Source organism: Paenibacillus sp. strain BS8-2, from assembly GCF_054483835.1.
Genome location: NZ_CM137010.1, coordinates 2,783,606 through 2,804,255, shown reverse-complemented (window position 1 = coordinate 2,804,255; position 20,650 = coordinate 2,783,606). Strand labels below are relative to the sequence as shown.

17 protein-coding genes are annotated in these 20,650 nt (G+C 49.6%); 8 read left to right on the top strand and 9 right to left on the bottom strand.

The window, feature by feature from the left end; genetic code table 11:
• Positions 1-25: 25 nt before the first annotated feature.
• The 4 genes from ACX1C1_RS12130 to fumC all read right to left on the bottom strand — a co-directional run bounded on the left by ACX1C1_RS12130 (position 26) and on the right by fumC (position 5,248).
• Positions 26-1,648 (bottom strand): extracellular solute-binding protein, encoded by a 1,623-nt coding sequence (locus ACX1C1_RS12130; protein WP_458957330.1) that lies wholly within the window; start codon positions 1,646-1,648, stop codon positions 26-28.
• 68 nt (positions 1,649-1,716) lie between these two features.
• Complete coding sequence (locus ACX1C1_RS12125) at positions 1,717-2,586, bottom strand: carbohydrate ABC transporter permease (RefSeq protein ID WP_458957329.1); 870 nt, start codon at positions 2,584-2,586, stop codon at positions 1,717-1,719.
• A gap of 15 nt (positions 2,587-2,601) precedes the next feature.
• A complete protein-coding gene (locus ACX1C1_RS12120) occupies positions 2,602-3,507 on the bottom strand; it encodes an ABC transporter permease (RefSeq protein ID WP_458957328.1) in 906 nt (301 codons plus the stop codon).
• Positions 3,508-3,862: 355 nt separating this feature from the next.
• Positions 3,863-5,248: a class II fumarate hydratase gene (fumC, locus tag ACX1C1_RS12115; RefSeq protein ID WP_458957327.1), complete on the bottom strand. Its 1,386-nt coding sequence runs from the start codon at positions 5,246-5,248 to the stop codon at positions 3,863-3,865.
• Between the two features lie 295 nt (positions 5,249-5,543).
• Here fumC and ACX1C1_RS12110 point away from each other — a divergent pair, with 295 nt between their 5' ends.
• A complete protein-coding gene (locus tag ACX1C1_RS12110; RefSeq protein ID WP_458957326.1) occupies positions 5,544-6,326 on the top strand; it encodes a DUF817 domain-containing protein in 783 nt (260 codons plus the stop codon).
• Positions 6,327-6,492: 166 nt separating this feature from the next.
• Here ACX1C1_RS12110 and ACX1C1_RS12105 read toward each other — a convergent pair whose 3' ends face one another.
• The 3 genes from ACX1C1_RS12105 to ACX1C1_RS12095 form a co-directional block, all read right to left on the bottom strand.
• Positions 6,493-7,164: a bifunctional 2-keto-4-hydroxyglutarate aldolase/2-keto-3-deoxy-6-phosphogluconate aldolase gene (locus ACX1C1_RS12105; RefSeq protein WP_458957325.1), complete on the bottom strand. Its 672-nt coding sequence runs from the start codon at positions 7,162-7,164 to the stop codon at positions 6,493-6,495.
• A 123-nt stretch (positions 7,165-7,287) separates the two neighbouring features.
• Entirely contained in the window at positions 7,288-7,596 is a 309-nt protein-coding gene (locus tag ACX1C1_RS12100; protein WP_458957324.1) for a Dabb family protein, read from the bottom strand.
• Positions 7,597-7,671: 75 nt separating this feature from the next.
• Entirely contained in the window at positions 7,672-8,889 is a 1,218-nt protein-coding gene (locus ACX1C1_RS12095; protein ID WP_458957323.1) for a multidrug effflux MFS transporter, read from the bottom strand.
• 148 nt (positions 8,890-9,037) lie between these two features.
• Here ACX1C1_RS12095 and ACX1C1_RS12090 point away from each other — a divergent pair, with 148 nt between their 5' ends.
• From ACX1C1_RS12090 to ACX1C1_RS12060, 7 genes are all read left to right on the top strand, one after another.
• A complete protein-coding gene (locus tag ACX1C1_RS12090; protein ID WP_458957322.1) occupies positions 9,038-9,913 on the top strand; it encodes a 3'-5' exonuclease in 876 nt (291 codons plus the stop codon).
• A gap of 216 nt (positions 9,914-10,129) precedes the next feature.
• A complete protein-coding gene (locus tag ACX1C1_RS12085; protein ID WP_458957321.1) occupies positions 10,130-11,053 on the top strand; it encodes a DMT family transporter in 924 nt (307 codons plus the stop codon).
• A gap of 164 nt (positions 11,054-11,217) precedes the next feature.
• Positions 11,218-12,792 carry a PTS transporter subunit EIIC gene (locus tag ACX1C1_RS12080; protein ID WP_458957320.1) on the top strand — a complete coding sequence of 525 codons (1,575 nt, stop codon included), beginning with the start codon at positions 11,218-11,220 and terminating at the stop codon, positions 12,790-12,792.
• A gap of 2 nt (positions 12,793-12,794) precedes the next feature.
• Positions 12,795-13,634, top strand: coding sequence for a PRD domain-containing protein (locus tag ACX1C1_RS12075; protein WP_458957319.1), 840 nt, complete (start codon positions 12,795-12,797; stop codon positions 13,632-13,634).
• A 287-nt stretch (positions 13,635-13,921) separates the two neighbouring features.
• A complete protein-coding gene (locus ACX1C1_RS12070) occupies positions 13,922-15,271 on the top strand; it encodes an extracellular solute-binding protein (RefSeq protein ID WP_458957318.1) in 1,350 nt (449 codons plus the stop codon).
• 145 nt (positions 15,272-15,416) lie between these two features.
• Positions 15,417-16,325 carry a carbohydrate ABC transporter permease gene (locus tag ACX1C1_RS12065; protein WP_458957317.1) on the top strand — a complete coding sequence of 303 codons (909 nt, stop codon included), beginning with the start codon at positions 15,417-15,419 and terminating at the stop codon, positions 16,323-16,325.
• A 19-nt stretch (positions 16,326-16,344) separates the two neighbouring features.
• The gene (locus ACX1C1_RS12060) at positions 16,345-17,196 is read left to right on the top strand and encodes a carbohydrate ABC transporter permease (RefSeq protein WP_458957316.1); all 852 of its coding nucleotides are present in this window, start codon (positions 16,345-16,347) and stop codon (positions 17,194-17,196) included.
• A gap of 113 nt (positions 17,197-17,309) precedes the next feature.
• Here the strand turns inward: ACX1C1_RS12060 and ACX1C1_RS12055 are convergent, their stop codons facing one another.
• Together ACX1C1_RS12055 and ACX1C1_RS12050 are read right to left on the bottom strand one after the other, a co-directional pair.
• Entirely contained in the window at positions 17,310-19,079 is a 1,770-nt protein-coding gene (locus ACX1C1_RS12055) for a sensor histidine kinase (protein ID WP_458957315.1), read from the bottom strand.
• Entirely contained in the window at positions 19,076-20,584 is a 1,509-nt protein-coding gene (locus ACX1C1_RS12050) for a response regulator transcription factor (protein WP_458957314.1), read from the bottom strand. Before ACX1C1_RS12050 ends, ACX1C1_RS12055 begins: the two co-directional genes overlap by 4 nt.
• Positions 20,585-20,650 lie beyond the last annotated feature (66 nt).

Here is a 20,650-nt window from a genome sequence, read left to right as displayed (position 1 = left end):
CCCTTCATTCGGATGGTTTATGCGCTTACTTGATATATAAATCTTTCGTTAAATAGGCTGTTTCTTTATTCGCATTATACCAATCTCTCCACCAAACGTCGATTTGTTCGCCGCCAACTTGATTCCATATTTTCTCAGCATCGGAAATTGCTTGATCCGCTGTATATGAGTCTCCGCTAACGATTGCTTTCTTAAGAATGTTATCGATTTGCCCATTTACGGTCGAGGAGATCGTCTGCAGCTCTTTGGGCAATACTGGTCTGAATTCCATAAAGGTGAATCCCGGGTAAGGACGTTCTGGACTCAGGTAATTTTGTTTGGCTTGCTCGTACAGCTCGAGCCACGTTTGCTCCACCTTGTTTTCGAGATTCAATGAATTGATATACGCTGGTACGCTGCCGAATGAGGCCGGAGAATACAATAGGTTAACATCGTTCGTCCAAGAGAACTTGGGATTGTTAAGCTCCTTGAGCGCCGGATAACCGGCTTCCGACAACGTATGTTCGGTACCCTCGTCCCCATAAGCAATCTTGGTCATATTCTCTTTATCCGATAGGAAATCGATATATTTCATGACGGCTACCGGATCTTTGGCATTGGCGTTCACGATGCCTACCACCTGGATCGGCGGAATGATTCCACCACTGAACTGTCCGTAGCTACTAGCGGGCAGCGGGATACAAAGCACCTCAGCATTCGGGTTATTCTCCATTAATGTGGCGAGCACTTGCATTTCGTCGATACCATCAATCGATCCGCCATAAATGCCGAGCTTGCCCGTTACCCACTCTTCTTTCGCCTTGGCCCCGTCCTTGTCGTTCAGGAAATCCTTGTTGACAATGTCTGCGTCAAATAATTGCTTCTTGAATGCCAACGCATCCTTCTTGCGGTCCCAGCCGTTTACTAGCTCGTCGTTTTCTACCACAGGGCTGACATTACCGAACATCACGTCAATCAAGGAACCCGTAATGAAACTCATCGATATGCCGTGCGTATCGGTTTCCCCGTTGCCGTCGGGATCTTGAGTTGCGAATGCCTTCGCCACTTCAAGGAGCTCTTCTGTCGTTTGGGGAACCTCCATATTCAGCTTTTTCAACCAATCCGCCCGAATAAACAAAGAATCATTCGGCTGCAATCCGTTCACTCGCCCAATTTGATAGATGTGACCATCGGGATCCGTCGTAAGCTTTTTCATCCCCGGATTCTCCTCAAGCAGCTTCTTGTACGTGGTACTCGACTCATTGATGAGATCCTCAAGCGGCATCGCTTGGCGTTGGTTAATCAGCTGACCTTTGAAGTCGCTGCTGTAAGACCAGACGATATCCGGTGCGTTGCCCGCCGCGAATAAGGTATTGTACTTCTCCGTATCCGAGAATCGAGGAATCGGAATAAACTTAACCTCCGAAGGACCCGCCTCGTTGATCCATTTGGTCGCCCAGTTATCCGCTATCGTGCCTTGATCTGCGGGAACATTGCCCCTATCGTATACGGCAGCAGTCATTTTCCCCTTTGCCTCGGTTTTCGTCCCTCCGTTGCTCGGATCGGACTCCCCGGACGGGCTTGTCGAGCAACCTAATACCGTTACACTGCACAATAAGACGTAGCCAACCGCCAACATCGAACCCTTTTTAAGATTCCATTTGCTCATGCGATGCGCCTCCCTATTCGTTCCCATTAGTGTTTGATATAAAATTCAGTTGTCTTGCTTCGTCACTGCTAACCTTTTAACGATCCGATCATGACCCCTTTTACGAAATGCTTTTGGACGAAGGGATATACGAGCAGCACCGGCATAACCATAACCAGCACTCCTGCAGCCTTTACACCCTCTGGTGTAATCGCTTGCTGAAGATCCGAATCGATGGCGAGCTGCGGGTTCGAGGCAGAGAATATCATTTGCTGTATTAATACAGCCAAATTGTATTTGCTCGTGTCATTGACGTAAATCAACACGTTGAAGAAGTTATTCCAATATGCAACGCCATAAAACAAGGAGATCGCCACGAGCATTGGCAGCGAAATAGGTAACATGATTCGCATTAGCAATCGCAGCTCGCCGCAGCCGTCGATACGTGCCGCGTCCTCCAGCTCTCTCGGGATATTCTGAAAAAACGTCTTCACGACCCACATGTTATACGTGCTGATCAGTCCAGGCAGCCACAGCGCCCAGTAGGAATTGACGAGACCAAGAGATTTAACCAACAAATAATTCGGAATTAAGCCGCCGCTAAATATCATCGTAAAGATAATCGCCAGCGATAAAAATTTGCGACAATAGAAATATTCTTTGGACAGCGGGTAAGCAACAGCGATCGAAGCTGTCATGCTGCATAACACGCCGACAACTGTAATGACGATACTATTGCCGAACGCCTCCACGATCCGGGTCCCGACGAATAAAGCTTTGTACGAATCCACATTCCATTGTACAGGCCAGAACGAGACCCTGCCCGCCATTATCATGCCTGGATCACTAAACGAGGTGGCAAACAGATGAACCAATGGCAGGAAGCAAAGCAGTCCCACCATTAACAATACAACATAATTAATTGCATAAAACACTTTTTCACCATAGGATGCGCGCATCGGTCCATCCCTCCTTTACCACAGTTCTTTCCCCATGCGGCGGGCGATTTGGTTCGCAATCAAGATTAATAGCAATCCCACAAGCGATTCGAACAATCCCATTGCAGTCGTAAGGCTAAATTGTCCGCCTTGCAGCCCAAGCTGATACACCCAAGTGCTGATAACCTCCGAGACGCTGGACACGACTGGATTGCCCAGAATGTAGATTTGATCGAAAGAAACCTCCATGATGCTTCCCATAGACAAGATCAACATCATGGCGACGACTGTGCTTACACCTGGCAACGTAATGTGCCAGATTTGCCGCCATTTGCTTGCACCGTCGATCGCGGCCGCCTCGTACAACACAGGATCAATTGCGGCCAGTGCAGCCAAATATATGATGGCGCTAAAGCCTGCTTCCTTCCATATGCCCGATCCGAGATAAATCGTAACCCAGGAAGTCACTTCGTACATAAAAGCATGACTGAAACCGAACCACCGCTCCAGCAGCAGGTTTAAGCTTCCCCCTTCCTGAGAAAACAACGTTAGCACGATGCCCCCTACAATGACCCAAGAGAAGAAGTGAGGCAAAAACACCATTGTCTGAATCGATCGTTTGAACCAGGTTTTGCGTACTTCATGAAGTAGTAGAGCCAGAAGAATCGGAAACGGAAAACCAATAATGAGCCTGAGCAAGCTAAGCCATAATGTATTAAGAATGATATCCGTCGTAAGTGGATTGCTGAAAATCAGGTCAAAGTTGTCCATTCCCACCCAAGGACTTCCGAGGATACCATCATGGAGGTTGTAATCCTTGAAAGCAATTACGAGACCTGCCATCGGTGTGTACTTGAATAAAAGATAGAAGATCGCTCCAGGGACAAACATCCATAAGAGCGGCACATTCTGTTTGAACCGTCTGCTAGCGCTCGTATCCATAAGTCGCCTCCCGGTTGCTTGCATAGTCTGTTTTCATTCCGCCCGTACCTCCTCCGTCCGACATGATCAGGGATGTATGCTTATTGAATTTTGAATGCTTCCTCATCATCAACCCATTGCAATTCCGAGACAAGATACAATAAAAACGGGACTAAACAAATTAGAAAAATCCGGACTAAACACTTTCCATAGAATAAACAATTTCAGCAATTCTCCTTTGAAAACCTGCCCAAAACAAAGAGACCAGCGGAAATTGGGCTGGATTACCTAAGGTATACAAACTCAAAAAAAACCCCGGAAAATGGAGCTCCCGGGGCTTACAATTGTATGCAAGGATATGCAGGCACTTGACCTGCTATTTGCGACCGATCATATTCTCTGGACGCACGAATTCGTCGAACTGCTCGGAAGTCAGGAGGCCGCTCGCGATCGCGGATTCTTTGAGCGTCAGTCCTTTTTTGTGCGCGTTCTTCGCGATTGCCGCTGCGTTCTCGTAACCAATATGCGGATTAAGCGCGGTAACTAGCATCAACGACTGATCCAGATTACGTTTGATGACTGCTTCATTAGGCTCGATGCCAATTGCGCAGTTATCGTTGAACGAAATCATGGAGTCCGCCAGCAAAGCAACGGATTGAATAAAGTTGTACAAGATGACTGGCTTAAACACGTTAAGCTCGAAGTTGCCTTGGCTCGCCGCCATACCGATCGCTGCGTCATTGCCGATAACCTGGCACACCGCCATCGTCAAAGCTTCGCTTTGCGTAGGGTTAACCTTACCCGGCATGATGGAGCTGCCCGGCTCGTTCTCAGGGATGGAGATCTCGCCGATGCCGCAGCGCGGACCGCTTGCCAGCCATCTTACGTCGTTGGCGATCTTCATCAGGTTAGCTGCAAGCGCCTTGATCGCGCCGTGCGTGTAGACCATTTGGTCGTGGCTTGTAAGCGAGTGGAACTTATTGCGCGCTGTCACAAACGACTTGCCCGTCAGTGCCGTTACTTCTTCGGCAACCGCTACGGCGTAGTCCGGATGTGCGTTAAGTCCTGTTCCTACCGCTGTACCGCCAAGCGCCAGCTCACGCATTGTGTCCACGCTCTGAACCAGCATCGCACGCGTATTGTCCAGCATCGAGTACCAGCCGCTGATCTCCTGACCAAACGTAATTGGCGTAGCATCCTGCAGATGCGTACGACCAATCTTCACAAGGTTGTCGAACTTCTCAGCCTTATCACGCAGCGTGCCGTTCAGCACATCCAGCGCCGGGATCAGCCGATCCTCAACCGCGATAACGCCAGCGATATGCATCGCTGCCGGGAACGTATCGTTAGAGCTTTGTGAACGGTTGACGTCATCATTAGGATGAATGCGAGTCTCGCTGCCGCGTGCTTCAAGAATTTGATTCGCGCGACGTGCAACTACTTCATTTACGTTCATGTTGGTTTGCGTACCGCTGCCGGTCTGCCATACAACAAGAGGGAATTCCGCATCCCACTGCCCGCTAAGAACTTCGTCCACCGCTTCGCCGATCACTTGCGCTTTCTCTTCGTCGAGAACGCCTACTTTAAGGTTGGCGAACGCAGATGCTTTCTTGACGATCGCCATCGCGTAGACAACCTCTATCGGCATTTTTTCGCCGCTAATTTTGAAATTCTGCAAGCTGCGCTGCGTTTGCGCTCCCCAGAGCTTGTCGGCGGGAACTTTAATCTCGCCCATCGTGTCCTTCTCAATCCGGTAGTCCATTACAACATTCGTCTCCTTTACGCCATAATTATTCCATCTTGCCATTCATTCCATGTAACAGTAAATAACCTCTTTCATTTATAACCCTAAACGAGCCTAGAAGCAAGCCTGATCCCGCCTGCAGAAGGGCAGTGAAGATGATTGGAGCTCCCGCTTCTGTGCTCTGCAGGGCTCTTGCGAGAATTGACTGAAGATGCCGCGATATAAAATCGGAAAAAACGAGAAGCAAATTTCTCTTTTTCGCCATCGGTAATTCTTCTATGCTTAAGCAAAACCGGATCAATGAGGTGATTCTTTGAGAGGCTCCATCACACAACTGCTCCATTTCGGCTACCATCAAGCAATGAGCTGTCTGTTTCCCGCAGCTATCTTCGGCACTTTGGCGTTGTCTGGACTTATCGACTGGCCGTATATCCACCGATATGACGCTATCCTGCTCATCCTGCTTGCCGTTCAATTCCTCATGTACCGCAGCGGATTAGAGACGATCGACGAGATAAAAGTTATTGGCCTGTTCCACTTGATTGGACTGGCGCTTGAAATGTATAAGGTGCATATGGGATCATGGTCATATCCCGAGCCGGGTTTCACGAAACTGCTTGGCGTACCGTTCTACAGTGGATTTATGTATGCCAGCGTTGCCAGCTTCATGTGCCAGATCTGGCGCAGACTACGGATGGATATGAGCGGTTGGCCGGGGCTTGCTTCGGCGGGCTTGCTTGGGGGCGCCATCTATCTGAACTTCTTTACCCACCATTACCTGCCCGATGTCAGGTGGTGGTTGACGGGGCTGGTGCTCGTCGTATTCTGGCGCACTTGGATATTTTACCGTGTTCGTGGCACTACCTACCGGATGCCGCTTACTCTGGCTTTTGTAATCGTAGGTTTTTTTATATGGCTGGCCGAGAACATCGCAACGTTTTTTAATGCGTGGAAGTACCCGGATCAACACATCACATGGAAGATTGTAAGTTTCAGCAAAATAAGCTCCTGGTTCCTGCTCGTTATCATCAGCGTGATTATCGTCGCTCAATTAAAGCATGTGAAAGCAGGACGCTCCAAGCCGCGGGGCGAGTAGCTAAGGGAGAGTTATCGTCTTAGCACCAATTGAATCCTCCAAATACAACAAACAAGAGCGCCCGGCGAGATGAATTACCTCACGGACGCTCTTTTGTATTAGCCATTCATGTGCTCAAGGCGCGAGGTTCGGACTTGCAAGTCCTTCTATCCTTGACACTCCGGTCTTACAGCCCTTTCGCCTCGCGGTATGCGGAAACATAGGCGGCTGCCTTCTGCTCAATGATCGAGAAGTCGCCTGATTTCACGGCATCCTTGGTAAGGTCGGAGCCGATCCCGACAGCTACAGCTCCTGCTTTGACCCAATCCTTGAGATTGTCGAGCGATACACCGCCGGTTGGCATAATGTTCGCTTGCGGCAATGGTCCCTTGATCGACGGGATAACGCTAGGCGAGTACAGATTGCCAGGGAACAGCTTGACCACATCGGCGCCAAGCTCCAGTGCTTGCTGAATCTCCTGAATCGTCATCGTACCCGGCATGATCGGAACTCCATAACGGTTGCATAACTTAATCGTGTCCGGATTAAGCGCCGGAGCCACGACGTATTGCGCACCGGCCAGAATCGCAGCGCGGGCCGTCTCCGGATCCAGCACCGTTCCTACGCCGATAATCGCGAAATTATCCGCCTCCGGAGCTACATCGCACGAATATTCTTTGGACAGCTGCTCGATTGCGCGAAGCGCGAACGGCACCGTCATTGTAATTTCAATCGCCTTAATGCCGCCCTTGATGGCGCGTCTTGCCATCTCCGCTACTTCCTCTGCCGAGTCGGCGCGAAGAACAGCCACTACCCCTGCTTCTGTCAATTGCTGCAATACCTTCAGTTTCTTAAGCACGCTAGCACTCTCCCTATTTCGTTCGTCTTTGTTCGAAAATGTTCGAATTGTCTAGCGCCATTATAGAGCTTTTCTGCCTATCCGGCAACCAAAAATGCAGAGGAACCGCTATTGGACCTGCTTTTAAAGCTGATAGTCGATCTCCAGGAACTTCTCGACTTCCTTCTCCCAACGTTCAGACACGAACGCCGAATGAAGCTCATGATGGTTATAGGCGTCATATTCCTGCTGATTGGCGAATTCCATGGCGAAACCGAAGTCGTACTCGTTTTTGGCGCTGACCTGCTTGTACACCTTGAATTGTTTCACGACCGGGATCGACGTCAATATACGCTCCCCATCCTCCAGGAATCGGCGTTCCGCCTCTGAACCCTTCTCGTGCTTCAGCGAAAAAATGACGGAATGCAAAATCCAACCGTTAGCATGACTCATCGTTCAACTCTCCAATCTCTCCATTGATAGTTGTCCACTTCTAGCTATAACCAGTGCTTCTTCCATACTGTCGTGTTACGAGGTTCTAGCCCCTCGTGTAAACCATGCGAAGCAGACAAGCGCAGCCGCGACAAGCGTCATAATAACGATGGCGAGCGGCAATGCCGTACCTTCGCCACCTAGACCGACAAGCGGTGCTGCAATACCGCCAAACACAAATGACATCATGCCAAGCAGCGCCGAAGCACTGCCAGCCGAGTTTCCTTGATCTTGCAGCGCAAGCGAAGTCGTAGTCGCGCTCGTAATGCCAATGCTGGATACAACAAAGAAAAAACCTGCAATGACTACCGGCAAACCAAGCTCCAGCACAATCGCGGACATCAATATAATAGCGCCTAAGCTGGCGATTGCAAGTCCCGTCATCAGCAGCTTGCGCGCGGCAACCTTGCCGGCTAGTCTACCTGCGATTTGGCTGGCGACGATAATACCCGCTCCATTCAGACCGAAGACGAGACTGTACCCCCGTGGCGTCACATCGTACAGCTCCTGCAATACAAATGAAGAACCCGAAATGTAAGCGAACATGGCAGCCATCATAAAACCTTGGGTAAACGCATATCCCATAAACGCTTTGTTGCCAATCAATCTGCTGAACGTTTGAAGTGTATTACGAAGTCCTCCGCTGGATCGGCGCGCCGGCGGCAGCGTTTCTTGAAGTCCAACGAATACGGCTGCAAGCATAAGCAGTCCCGATACGCTTAATACCGCGAATACGCCCCTCCACGAGGTGAATGTGACAATCTCGGCGCCGATCATGGGCGCCAGAATCGGTGCCGCTCCGTTAATCAGCATCAGCAGAGCAAAAAATTTCGTAAGCTCCGCGCCGGAATACAGATCCCTTGCGGTTGCACGCGAAATAACGATTCCCGCTGCTCCTGCGAACCCTTGCACAAAACGAAGCACAATAAAAGACCAGATGCTCGGTGCCATGACACAGAGCAAGGAAATAACCACATATACGGCCATACCGATCAAGAGCGGCGTACGGCGGCCTCTTACGTCGCTGATCGGGCCGACAATCAATTGTCCCAGCGCAATACCGACAAGACATGCGGTCAAGCTAAGCTGTGCAAGCGACGTAGATGCCCCAAGATCATCCGCCAAAGCCGGGAGCGCGGGCAAATACATATCGATACTGAGCGGTCCAATACCGGCGAGCATGCCGAGAATAACTGCGATCAACAGCCTCTTGGACTTGGCGCCCGGCTGAGCGATGGTGTTAATAGAAGACATTTGTTAGTGAACTCCTCTCTAGCTGCACAAATCTAACTTTTATTGTAGACCTAGGCGACTGATGTGGCAATCATATGGCAAAAAGAAGCTTTCCCGCCCGATTTCTGTTAGAATGGAAGCGGCGACACTCATAGCGGAGGTAACAGAATTGGACTATATTGTATTGGATATCGAATTTAACGGCCGCAAGTTCGCAAGCGATCTCCCTATGGAGGTCATCGAGATCGGCGCCGTTCGACTGAACGACTCGCTCGAGATCGTAGACGAATTTTCGGCTTTTATAAAGCCGGTTTATTTTGCAAAACTCAATAGTTTCATACAGAAAAAAACAGGTATCCCGCAGTCCTCGATCGACAGTGCCGAACGTTTCCCGCGTGTTATCGGGAATTTCCTGCAATGGCTGTCCCGCAGCGAAGCGCCACTGCTCGTTACATGGGGCGGGGAAGATCTCAAGCGCATTGTTCTGGATACGCGCATGCACAAGCTGGATGACGGTTATTGGCTCAGCGTGGACTATCTAGATCTGCTCAAGAGCTTCTTGCGTTACCGCGGCCTCACGAACGACGTTAGTGTAGAAGGTGCCTTGCAGGAGCTTGGATTGAGCTCAGAGGGATCTGCCCACCGAGCGCTCGACGACGCTCGGATGACGGCGGATATATTCCGTGCATCGTTCCCGCATCTCGACTTCAGCTACACTCAGAAATATAAAGATATGCATTCCAATGCCAAAGAACGACGCTTCGTCAAAAACGCCATTCGTATGCTGCGTACCCAGAAGAAGGAGCTTACGTGGGAATCTCTTGTCGAGCATGTCATCAAGGATAAGATCAAGCTGGACAATCCCAAAAAAGTAGTCGAGCTGCAGGCTTATTTCGAAGCAGAGGCGGCTAAGAAACCTAAACCTCCTGCTCCGCGGCCGATCAAGGAAATTTCCCCTGACCGCTCGGAGGAAGAACGTGCCGCAGACGCCGACTCGGCGCTTCATACTGATCAGCAATTGCCGAAAGATACACTTGACGACTAAGCGCATCTATCTCAGCATAAAAAACAGCATAAGCTTTGAATCTGCAGTTATACTCGTAACGATTCCTGTCGTTCGGGCTATAGCTGCTTGTTTATGTTCTGAGCTGCGCAGCCCTCATTAGCAGAATAACCAATCATTTACACTGGCTGAACGACCAGTCCATAAGCTATATTCGAATATGGCATTCATCCCAAGACCGAAAGCGAGCCTACACCTATGAACCGGAGCACCAAAGCACCAAGCACCTATGAGCTACTTTATTTGGTCGGCATTATTGCCATCTCATTTTCTTCGATCTTCGTCAAATGGTCGGAGGCCGACGTCGCCGTTATCGCGATGTATCGGCTGTATCTTACTAATTTGTTGCTGCTCCCATTTGCTTGGAAATATCGCAGCGAGCTGTTCTCACTCACCCGCAAGCAATGGCTTCTGTTAGGCGCTTCCGGTGTCATGTTAGGACTGCACTTCCTCCTCTGGATGGCATCCCTGCGCTTGACTACCGTCGCCAGCTCGACCGTAATCCTGACTCTCGAACCCGTGCTTGTCATGCTAGGCTCCTACTGGATCTACAAAACCAAAGCCAATCATGCCATGTTAGCCGGAATGGGTATTGCGATTATCGGTTCCATCATGATCGGCGCCGGCGATTTCAATCTGTCCGGTGACGCGCTTGCTGGGGATATCCTCTCCTTCTTCGGAACGGTGGCGGTCGCCGTTCATATGCTGATCGGCAAGGGACTAAGAGACAGCGTAGGTGCATTCGCCTACAACTTCTGGGTTTTCTTCACGGCGGCATCCGCCCTCGCGCTCTACAACGTCGGCTTCGGCAATTCCTTTACGGGCTATTCCTCCAAGGAGTGGGGGTTGTTCCTCTTGCTTGCCATCGTACCGACATTGTTCGGCCACTACCTCTTTAACTGGCTGCTCAAATATATGAACGCTACCGCCGTATCGATGGCCGTCTTAGGCGAGCCCGTCATCTCATCCCTGCTTGCCTGGGTTCTTCTCAAGGAAGCGTTGACAGGTTATCAGCTCATTGCGGGCGTCTTCATCTTATCTGGCGTATGGTTGTTTATTCGCAAGGGGCAGGACCGGAGTGTTTCGGCATCACAGGCTTCTGTCAGCCCTCCTTCCTTATAATGTTGAAGACAACATTATTTTGACAAGTTTCGGTTGAACGACTTATAATTCACTTAACATAGTCGACAATTATGAACGTGTAACCGAGAGGGCATTAGTTCAAGAACGGATGTTGTTCTTGAGTTATGCCCTTTTTCTTATTTATACAAAGGATGGTTGACATTATGAGCTACATTCAGCGTATTGGCCGGTCTTTGATGATACCCATAGCCGTTATGCCAGCCGCGGCTCTTCTCTTCCGATTTGGCAAAATCAACTTTGACAACCCGTTCCTTCAACAGCTTGCCGTCATTTGCGAAGCCGGAGGCGGGGCTATCTTCGACCATCTCCCGCTTCTGTTCGCGATCGGCATTACGATCGGCCTCACGGATGGCAAAGGCGTATCCGCCCTTTCCGCTGCCGTTGGGTACACCGTTTTCCAGGAGGTGATGAGAACGTTCGAGACGACGAAGGCCGGCGAACTAGCCGAAACGCATGTCCAGATGGGCGTGCTCGGCGGTTTGATAACCGGTGTCGTCACCGCTTATTTATACAACCGCTTCCAGCATACAAAGCTGCCTCAGGCATTAGGGTTCTTTGCCGGCAGACGATTCGTCCCTATTGTGACTGCACTCGCCATGACCGTTATAGGCGGACTTCTCGGCTTCATCTGGTCACCGATCCAAGAGAGTATTCAAACACTTAGCGTCTGGCTCGAATCGACCGGAGGGTACGGCACATTTCTCTACGGGACGATTAACCGCCTGCTGATCCCAACAGGCCTGCATCATATTGTTAACCATATCGCCTGGTTCCAGATTGGAGAATATTCGGCCGCAGGTGGCAAAGTCGTCTATGGCGACTTAACGAGGTTCTTTGCCGGAGATCCTACCGCTGGCGCATTTATGACCGGCTTCTTCCCTATCATGATGTTCGGACTGCCGGGTGCCGCCCTTGCAATGGCAATGGCAGCACGTCCGGAGAATCGCAAAGTGATCCTGTCCATCATGATGAGCGGCGCGCTTACATCGTTTCTTACCGGGATTACGGAGCCGATCGAATTTGCATTTATGTTAGTTGCGCCTGCCCTCTTCATCATCCATGCGCTCTTAACCGGCTTGTCCATGATGATTATGTATTGGCTTGAAGTCAAAGTCGGCTTTGGATTCTCTGCGGGCTTCATTGATCTTGCGATCAATTGGAACGATTCGACAAAGCCCTGGCTGATCTTCCCGATCGGCATCATCGCCTTCGCCGTCTATTATTTTGTGTTCCATATGTTTATTCGGCTATTCCGTCTATCTACACCTGGCCGATCATCCGAATCGCTAGATTCACAGCCTTCTGTCACCAAAGCAGAACCGTTAGAGCAAGCGTTGCCGGAAGCATCGATCGGACTATCCTCTCTGCCGACAACAGCCGCAGCGGACGAAAGCCATAAGACGTCTGTCCTGCCCGCGATTCATGCGTTGCGAAGCCCGGTCCCAGAGCAGATGGCGCAGATGGCCGTTAGTGTCATCCATCATATCGGGGGGGCGGACAATATTATGAATACAGACGCCTGTATTACACGTCTGCGACTGACACTTGCGCAGCCAGAGCTAGTGGACAATGATGCACTCAAAGACCTGGGAGCGGCAGGCATTCTTAAAGTCGGCAAACATCACGTTCATGTCGTCTTCGGCACGGATTCCGAATTGATTAAAGAAGAAATCAACAAGCTGCTTTCGCCAAACGCGGGCAACCGGAGAGGAGACTGAAGATGGCCGCAATCGAACGTAAAATCATTCATGTGCTGTCCAACAATGTTGTAATGACCAAATTATCCTCCGGAAAAAATGCCATCGCGTTCGGCAAAGGAATCGGCTTCAAGAAGCAGCCAGGCATGAATGTGCCCGAAACCGAAATCCAACAGGAGTTCCTATTGCATACTATGGAGACAATTGAACATTACGAGCAAATACTGAACAATGTCGATACCAGAATTATCGGCGTCACGGAGGAAGTGATCGCGATGGCGCAGCAGCGACTGGAAGGCGAGTTCTCGGAGACCATCCATGCCGCGTTAGTTGATCACATCAACTTCGCAATCGAGCGTTGCCGCAGAGGTGTACTGATAACAAATCCCTTCTCTTACGAGATCAGACTGATGTACAAGGAAGAATACGAGGCTGCTTCCTTTGCTGTAAGCTACCTGAATGAGAAGCTGGAGGCCGGACTTCCAGAGGATGAAATCGCCTTCCTCGCCATGCACTTCCACGGCGCCCGCAATCGCGAGCGCGGCACAGAAACGCTTGCCGTTGTCCGGCTAGTAGCGAAGATCATGGACGAGGCCAGGAATATCGGTCTCGCCTTCAATGATTCTTTCTCTTCCCTTCGTTTCATCTCGCATCTCAAGGGCTTGATCGATCGCATCAAGAAGGAATCGCATATCAAGAACCCGCTGCTGCACCGCATCCAGACCGAATATCCCGCTTCCTATGCGCGTTCGCTGACGTTATCTGCGATCCTGGAGGAGCACCTGGGAAAATCGGTGCCAGACGATGAGATTGGATATTTGACGCTTCACATTGAACGGTTCAACCAGCGCGAGCATATGTAGACAAGTTGTATGTTTTTGGGTTATTTTTTGTCTAGTATAAACAAAATAAATATAATTTATTGACAGATATTCATTTATCAAATATGATGAAAACGCAAACTAAATGACATTACACGATAATGTGTTACCGAAAGGGCATTAGTTATCGAAGCAAGTATTATTGCTTCGTTACTAATGCCCTTTTTTTGTCATGAAAGGAGGCCCATCGTTTACTTTTTTCGTTGAAATTGCTGGCTTCACAGAAATCAATGAGATTCAACAAATTACAATCAAGGGGTGTTGTAACAATGAACAATGTCAAATTCAAATCCGCACTAATCATCCTCTCGCTCATGCTCATGACTAGCTTGATCGCCGCGTGCTCAGGCGCGAACAATTCGAAAGGCGGCAACGACAAACCTGCGGCAACAAACGCTGGAGAGAAAACGCCTGCGGCAGGCGGTCTAACAGGCGAATTTGAAATCCAATACTTCGTTGGCGGTTACGGTGATACGTGGTGGAAACATGTCATCAACAAATTCCAGGAGGCTAACCCGGAGCTTAAGATTACCCAAACAGCCGGCTCCCAAATCAACGAGCAAATGCGACCGCGCTGGATCGGCGGAACGCCTCCAGACTTTGTTTACATTGACGGCGCTGGCTCCAATGAATCGCAGATGGTGCAGGACAATCAACTGATGGATCTGACAGAATTCCTGAAAGGCGCCAAAAACGCGGACGGCAAAAGCATTCTGGACATCGCCATCGGTCAGCCGACTGACTACAATGGCAAAAACTTCACGATGCCGCTGGTATTCGGCTCTTGGGGAACGTTCTATGACAAAGCTTGGTTCAAAGAAAAGGGCTGGGAGACACCAACCGACTTCGAGAGCTTCATGGCTGTCAGCGAGAAGATCAAAGCATCAGGCGTATCGCCTTACATCCACACCGGCGTATACCCTTACTACATCAACGGCGGTCTAGTAAACTCCGCGATCGTAGCAGCCAACGGCGGCGATGGCTCCATTATCTCCAGAATGGCAGCGCTCGAGGAAGGCGTGTTCAAAAGTGAACCGGTTATGAAGGCCCTGGACAAAGTTGTACAAATGCGCGATGCCGGTCTGATTGACACAGGTTCAGTTGCCTTGAATCATACGGATTCCCAAATGGCATTCCTTCAGCACAAAGCCGCGTTTATCCCGAACGGCCTGTGGCTGGAGAACGAAATGAGCAAAGACATCCCGGCTGGCTTCGAGTTCGACTTCGTCCCTTCCGTTATGCAGGACAAAGGCGGGAAGTACGTCGCAATTCCGTACACGGCATCCGTTGCCATTGCAGAGAAAGCCAAAAATCCAGAAGCGGCCAAAGCGTTCCTGCAATTTATATTCACAGAGCAATTCGCAGTGGATTGGGCCGAGATGACAGGCGCGATCATGAACGTAAAGGCGGATCTGGAGAGCTCCTCCGCAGGTCCGGTCGTGAAATCCGCAATGAACTACTTCAACAGCGATGATCTGGTCGTAGCTCCAGCTCTGATCGTTAATGCTGACGTTGAAAAAGCGCTGCAAGACAGCATTATCGCCTTGCTCACGAACAAGATCACGCCTGCCGAGTGGGGCGATCGTCTAGAAGCAGCTGCGGCTGCGGCAAGACCATAAAGCAACTGAAGACGGGCAGTTGATCTGCCAATCGTATCATTCGACAACTCACCGATGACATGATCCGGAGGAGAAGCCTTAGTCGTTTCTCCTCCGTGCATCTGTTACCTGAGTAAGACTCCAAACCAAGGGGCGTGTTCCTATCATGACTGCTGCACCTGCTTCTTACCGGCTGAAGCGTGCCTTGTTCATACTAAGCTTCATCTTGCCGACGCTGCTTCTCTTCGCCGCTTTAACCGCATACCCGCTACTGCGAGGATTGTATATCAGCTTCTTCAAGTGGTCTGGGTATTCGGGCAACATGTCGTTTATCGGCTTAGACAATTATGTAAGAATGTTCAAGGACGACATTATTGGCACAGCGATCTTCAATGACTTTTTCCTCGTGTTCTGGAAGGTTGTCCTGATTATGCTGATGGCCACTATTTTGGCTGTCGCGCTTACGCGAATGAATATTAAGCGGACCGGATTATTCAGAGTTATTCTCTTCTTCCCGAACCTGATCTCCGTCGTCGTCATCGGCGTTCTATGGAGATACATCTACAATCCTTCAGATATCGGCTTCCTTAATGCCTTTCTCTCCTTGTTCACTAGCGATCCTGTAAAAACGGTATGGTTAGGTTCGGAAACTACCGCCATGTGGTCCATCCTTGCGCCAGCTGTATGGGCGGGCATCGGATTTTATATGATTTTGCTCATGGCCGCGATCATGAACATTCCTGAATCGCTTTTCGAAGCTGCCGGCATTGACGGCGCTTCTAGATGGCATCAGTTCAGACATATTACGATCCCGCTTATCTGGGAGCAGATGAAGGTATCCATCGTTCACATTGTCATCACGACACTGAATGGCTCATTCATTATCGTCTGGCTTATGACTGAAGGCGGACCGGACAACTCTACGCAGGTCATGGGCTCATATTTGTATCAGATCGGCTTCAAACAATACCACATGGGTTATGCATCCGCGATCGGCGTACTTATTCTCGTCCTGACACTTGTCACGTCGCTTATTCTGAACCGCTTGATGAAGCGGGATACGATCCAGATGTAAAGGGGGAACAGACTACCAAATGAAATTAACTCGCCAACAATCACTCTCTACCTGGCTGGTCCGACTCCTGCTGCTTGTCTGGACAGTCGCCGTCGTATATCCCCTTCTTTGGACGCTGTTATCGTCCTTGAAGGATAATCCGCAATTTTACGGAAACAAGCCCTGGGCACTCCCGGAGATTCCCTTGCAGCTTGCGAACTTTTCGTACGTTTGGACAGAATACAAATTCGGAGCGTATTTCTTCAACTCCACTATCGTCACCTTTGCCAGTACGGCGCTTGCAGTCCTGCTTTCGGCCATGACCGCCTATATTATCGCCAGGTTCCCGTTCCGGGGCAGCAGCCTGCTGTACTTTGTATATGTATCTGCCATGATGATCCCGCTTATTCTGGGACTTATCCCGTTGTTTTTCCTGCTCGACAGCGTTGGTCTGACCAACAATCTGCTCGGACTGATCTTGGTCTACGCAGCAGGCGCATTGCCATTCGGCATCTTCGTCCTCGTTGCATTCTACAAATCACTGCCGCGAGAGATGGAAGAAGCTGCTGCTATTGACGGCAGCTCGGAAGCCGGCACGTTCTTCCGCATCATGATGCCGCTCTCGAAGCCAGGACTCATAACGGTCGCTATCATCAACGTTCTTAATATATGGAACGAATACATCCTCGGCACTGTCATCATGAACGACCCTATGACGAAGATGTACACATTGCCGGTCGGTATTGCCGTCATGCAAGCCGAGATGCAATACCGCACCGAATGGGGTCCCCTCTTCGCTGGACTGATGTTCTCCATGGTACCGATCATCATCCTCTACAGCTTCTTCCAGCGCCAGATTACAGGCGGTATCACGGCAGGAGCGGTGAAGTAACAACAAGCTTGTCACAAACGACCAAAACAAAGAAGCCGTACCCTCTCCATCCAGGGGAGGTGCGGCTTCTTTGTTTTGATTAGACTGCATATTTAATCCATTTGTCCAGGCCCCTACTCCCTCTTCTCCCTCAGCCCCACCGCCGGGATCCGAATGCTGACGGTTGTGCCGATGCCAAGACGGCTGAAGATGCTGACGCCATATGCTGCTCCATAATATAACTTAATCCGCTGGTTCACGTTGCGGATGCCATACCCTACGCTGATGCTCTCTTCGGGATCGTTCATCTGCTCCAGCAGCTCGCGGCTGATGCCAAGGCCATCATCAATGACTTTGAACAACACGGTATGTTCATCCTCCAGCTCACCAACGATGCGGATATGAATGCGGTCCGCGCACCAAGCATGCTCCAGCACATTCTCGATAAACGGCTGGATGATCAGCTTAATCGTCCCGTATTTGAATATTTCGGGATCGATGTCGAAGCTGACGCTCATTCTCTCCTCGTATTTGATCTCTTGGATATTAATGTAAGCGCCAGCTTGCTTCAGCTCATCGCTAATCGGAAGAAGAATACGTCCCTCGTTCAGCGACAGCCGGTAGAACTTGGCCAAATCCATGACCATTCGCTGCAGCTTTTCGAGCTCACCGAACTTCGCCAGACGATTGATCGAAGATAATGTATTGTACAGAAAGTGCGGATTGATCTGCGCTTGCAGCATATCCAGTTCCGCTTCCTTCTTGTCCAGATCGGCCACATACACTTTGTTGATGAGCTCGCCAATATTTTGACCCATCTCATTGAGAGACCTTGAGATTTGACTGAATTCATCATTCCCCTTGAAGTTGATCCGCTTGTGGAAGTTGCCTTCTTGGAACGAATCCAGCACAGATACGATCTTGCCGACCTTTCTGGAGAAGTAGTTCGAGAGCAGAGCTCCGGATACAAAGTAGACGGCCGTAAACACCAGACAGATATAGAAGGTCAGGAGTCTGATTTCATTAATTTTTTTACCGAATATTTCGTTGGGAATAACGGCGGCTATGCTCCAGTTCAAGCCAGGAATAACCTTGGTTATGACCAAATCATCGCCAAAAGCTTCTTCATCCCATACATCTCCGTAATTGACATCGGTTTGACCGGAGGTCAGCATGATGCGCCCTGCATCGTTCTTAATATAGATCGCTGCATCGTTGCCGATTTTGTTGAAGTCGACCGTCTGGAACAGCTCGGACAAATAGACACTTTGACGAAGAAATCCGATCTCCTGTAGATTGCCGACTGCTTGTACATTGACCATTCGCCGCAGCAGCGATATCCGGTCGTACGTTACGTCATCTTCGACTTGGCGCCATTCTATCGTCTGGCCGTACACTTCTTCCGGAAAATCCTTATACCACATTTTGTCTTCGATCCTCGACAAGTGGTAGACGTCATACCGGCTCATGCCGGAGACAATAGGATCTTTGCCTTTATAATTGAAATAAATTTCAGGAAACTCTGTGTTTTTTATATATATGGATTGCCACATTTTCATGCTCGGAGCTTGCTTATACGCCTCGAATTTGGGCAGCAGCAGATTAACCGTCGCCTCGTACGCCACCCAGCCCTTCTCATAATTGCGGAGATGTCTGGCTAACGTATTGTCGAAGTAAAGAAATTCAGACACACGAATGGCATCGTCGATTTTGTAGGATACGTTATCGCTAATTTGAATCAAAGTGCCGTTCACGCTGCTCTTGATCTGTTCGCGAATCGAGTTGATGTAGATGGAGTTGGCGAAATAACCGATTACAACTACCGGTATAATAATGAACAAACAATACGATAACATCAGCTTATAACCAAACGGCAAATACTTATACCTTTTGAATATCCTCATGTCTTTCTCCTATATTCAAGGGGGGTCATCCCGTGATAATCCTTGAATTGACGGCTGAAATAAGGCAAGTAACGATACCCGATCAAACCTGCGATCTCATAAACCTTCAGATTCGTGCCCACGAGCAGCTCCCCTGCTTTCTCCATTCGAAGCATCGACACGTAATCGCTGAAATTTGTATTCATTTCTTCTTTGAAAATTTGACCCAAATAGTTAGGCGAGAACGAATATTTTTCTGCAACATCCTTTAGTGTAATATTCTCATGCAGTCTTTGTTTCACATCGTCGGCGATATCATGTGCAAGCTTCCAGTTTTTTTTCTGCTTTTTGTTCTGCAGCAGCTCCGACAACTCATAAATTCGGTAGCGCAGCCACGAATGAATTTCGTCCATCGTCTCGTATCGCAGCAGATCGTCCAGGCTGCTGAGATCCAAGTTAAGCATTTGGAACAAATCTTCGTTGATCTTCTGCAGATGGGCATCCAGCTTCATTATCAGGAAGATGGTGAAATTTTGTATCGTATATTTGGATCGCAAGTTGTTAGCCAATCCGTACAACATCCCTAGCTCATCATGTACCTTGACCAAATCGTATTCGGTCATCGCCGCGAATAAAGCGTCCAGCTGGATGTCCAAATTCTGTACGTCCTTCATCTGTCCTTGCTGGAGCTCTTCATGGAGAATAACGCGGCCCTTCCCGACAAACACCTTATAGTCCAGCGCCAGCAGCGCTTGGCGACAAGACTCCTTCAGCTCGCGCGGCGATTCTGCTTCTCGCAGCTGCTCTAGCGACTTTCCTTGATCAAGGATCAATCCGACACGATTATTTCCTAGCTTGCAGACATGTTCAACTTGGAGACGATCACAGGTCTGAAACACCGATTGCAGGAACAAGCCGGTCAAGTCCACGACCTCTTTGGCCTCATCCGAGCCTCGATTTAACATCCATTCGTCGCGTTCTACGACTGCGACGCGGACCGGCCAGTCTAGCCGACCCAGCTCATATTCGCGCGTCAATACCTTTAATGCTCCATCATCCAGTGAGCCCTCCAGCAATTGGAGCAAATGCTCGTTCCTGACGATGGGGATCATGCCCTTGTAGAATTGTTCAGTCTCCGCCATCTGCCGCTCGGTATCAAGCTCGACGCTAAGCTTCTGCAGCGATTCGATTAATTCGTTATCATCCATCGGCTTCACTACATACCCGCAAGCATTAAGAGCCATCGCTTGTTTGACATAATGAAAGTCCTGGTACCCGCTTACAAAAATAATCTTGATCTTTTCTTGTTTGTCCAAAGCCTTGCGCGCCAGCTCCAAGCCGGACATATTCGGCATACGTACGTCAGTGACAAGTATATCGATCTCTTCGTTCTCAATAATCTCCGCTGCTGCGAAGCCGTTAGTTACAGCATGGACAACCTGCATCCCGAGTTCCTTCCAAGGAATAAACGTCTGCATACCTTTGAGGTCCAATATTTCGTCGTCAACGAGCATCACTTTGTACACAGCATTTCACTCCTAATCTATCACTCCATAGGGAAAAGGGTATACATGTAGAGTATACCCTTTCCC

What these genes read in the sequence shown, in the direction of transcription:
- ACX1C1_RS12130 (WP_458957330.1), bottom strand. Translation starts at nt 1,648, where the DNA reads ATGAGCAAATGGAATCTTAAAAAGGGTTCGATGTTGGCGGTTGGCTAC.
- ACX1C1_RS12125 (WP_458957329.1), bottom strand. Translation starts at nt 2,586, where the DNA reads ATGCGCGCATCCTATGGTGAAAAAGTGTTTTATGCAATTAATTATGTT.
- ACX1C1_RS12120 (WP_458957328.1), bottom strand. Translation starts at nt 3,507, where the DNA reads ATGGATACGAGCGCTAGCAGACGGTTCAAACAGAATGTGCCGCTCTTA.
- fumC (WP_458957327.1), bottom strand. Translation starts at nt 5,248, where the DNA reads ATGGACTACCGGATTGAGAAGGACACGATGGGCGAGATTAAAGTTCCC.
- ACX1C1_RS12100 (WP_458957324.1), bottom strand. Translation starts at nt 7,596, where the DNA reads ATGAGTCATGCTAACGGTTGGATTTTGCATTCCGTCATTTTTTCGCTG.
- ACX1C1_RS12095 (WP_458957323.1), bottom strand. Translation starts at nt 8,889, where the DNA reads ATGTCTTCTATTAACACCATCGCTCAGCCGGGCGCCAAGTCCAAGAGG.
- ACX1C1_RS12085 (WP_458957321.1), top strand. Translation starts at nt 10,130, where the DNA reads ATGAACCGGAGCACCAAAGCACCAAGCACCTATGAGCTACTTTATTTG.
- ACX1C1_RS12080 (WP_458957320.1), top strand. Translation starts at nt 11,218, where the DNA reads ATGAGCTACATTCAGCGTATTGGCCGGTCTTTGATGATACCCATAGCC.
- ACX1C1_RS12075 (WP_458957319.1), top strand. Translation starts at nt 12,795, where the DNA reads ATGGCCGCAATCGAACGTAAAATCATTCATGTGCTGTCCAACAATGTT.
- ACX1C1_RS12070 (WP_458957318.1), top strand. Translation starts at nt 13,922, where the DNA reads ATGAACAATGTCAAATTCAAATCCGCACTAATCATCCTCTCGCTCATG.
- ACX1C1_RS12065 (WP_458957317.1), top strand. Translation starts at nt 15,417, where the DNA reads ATGACTGCTGCACCTGCTTCTTACCGGCTGAAGCGTGCCTTGTTCATA.
- ACX1C1_RS12060 (WP_458957316.1), top strand. Translation starts at nt 16,345, where the DNA reads ATGAAATTAACTCGCCAACAATCACTCTCTACCTGGCTGGTCCGACTC.
- ACX1C1_RS12055 (WP_458957315.1), bottom strand. Translation starts at nt 19,079, where the DNA reads ATGAGGATATTCAAAAGGTATAAGTATTTGCCGTTTGGTTATAAGCTG.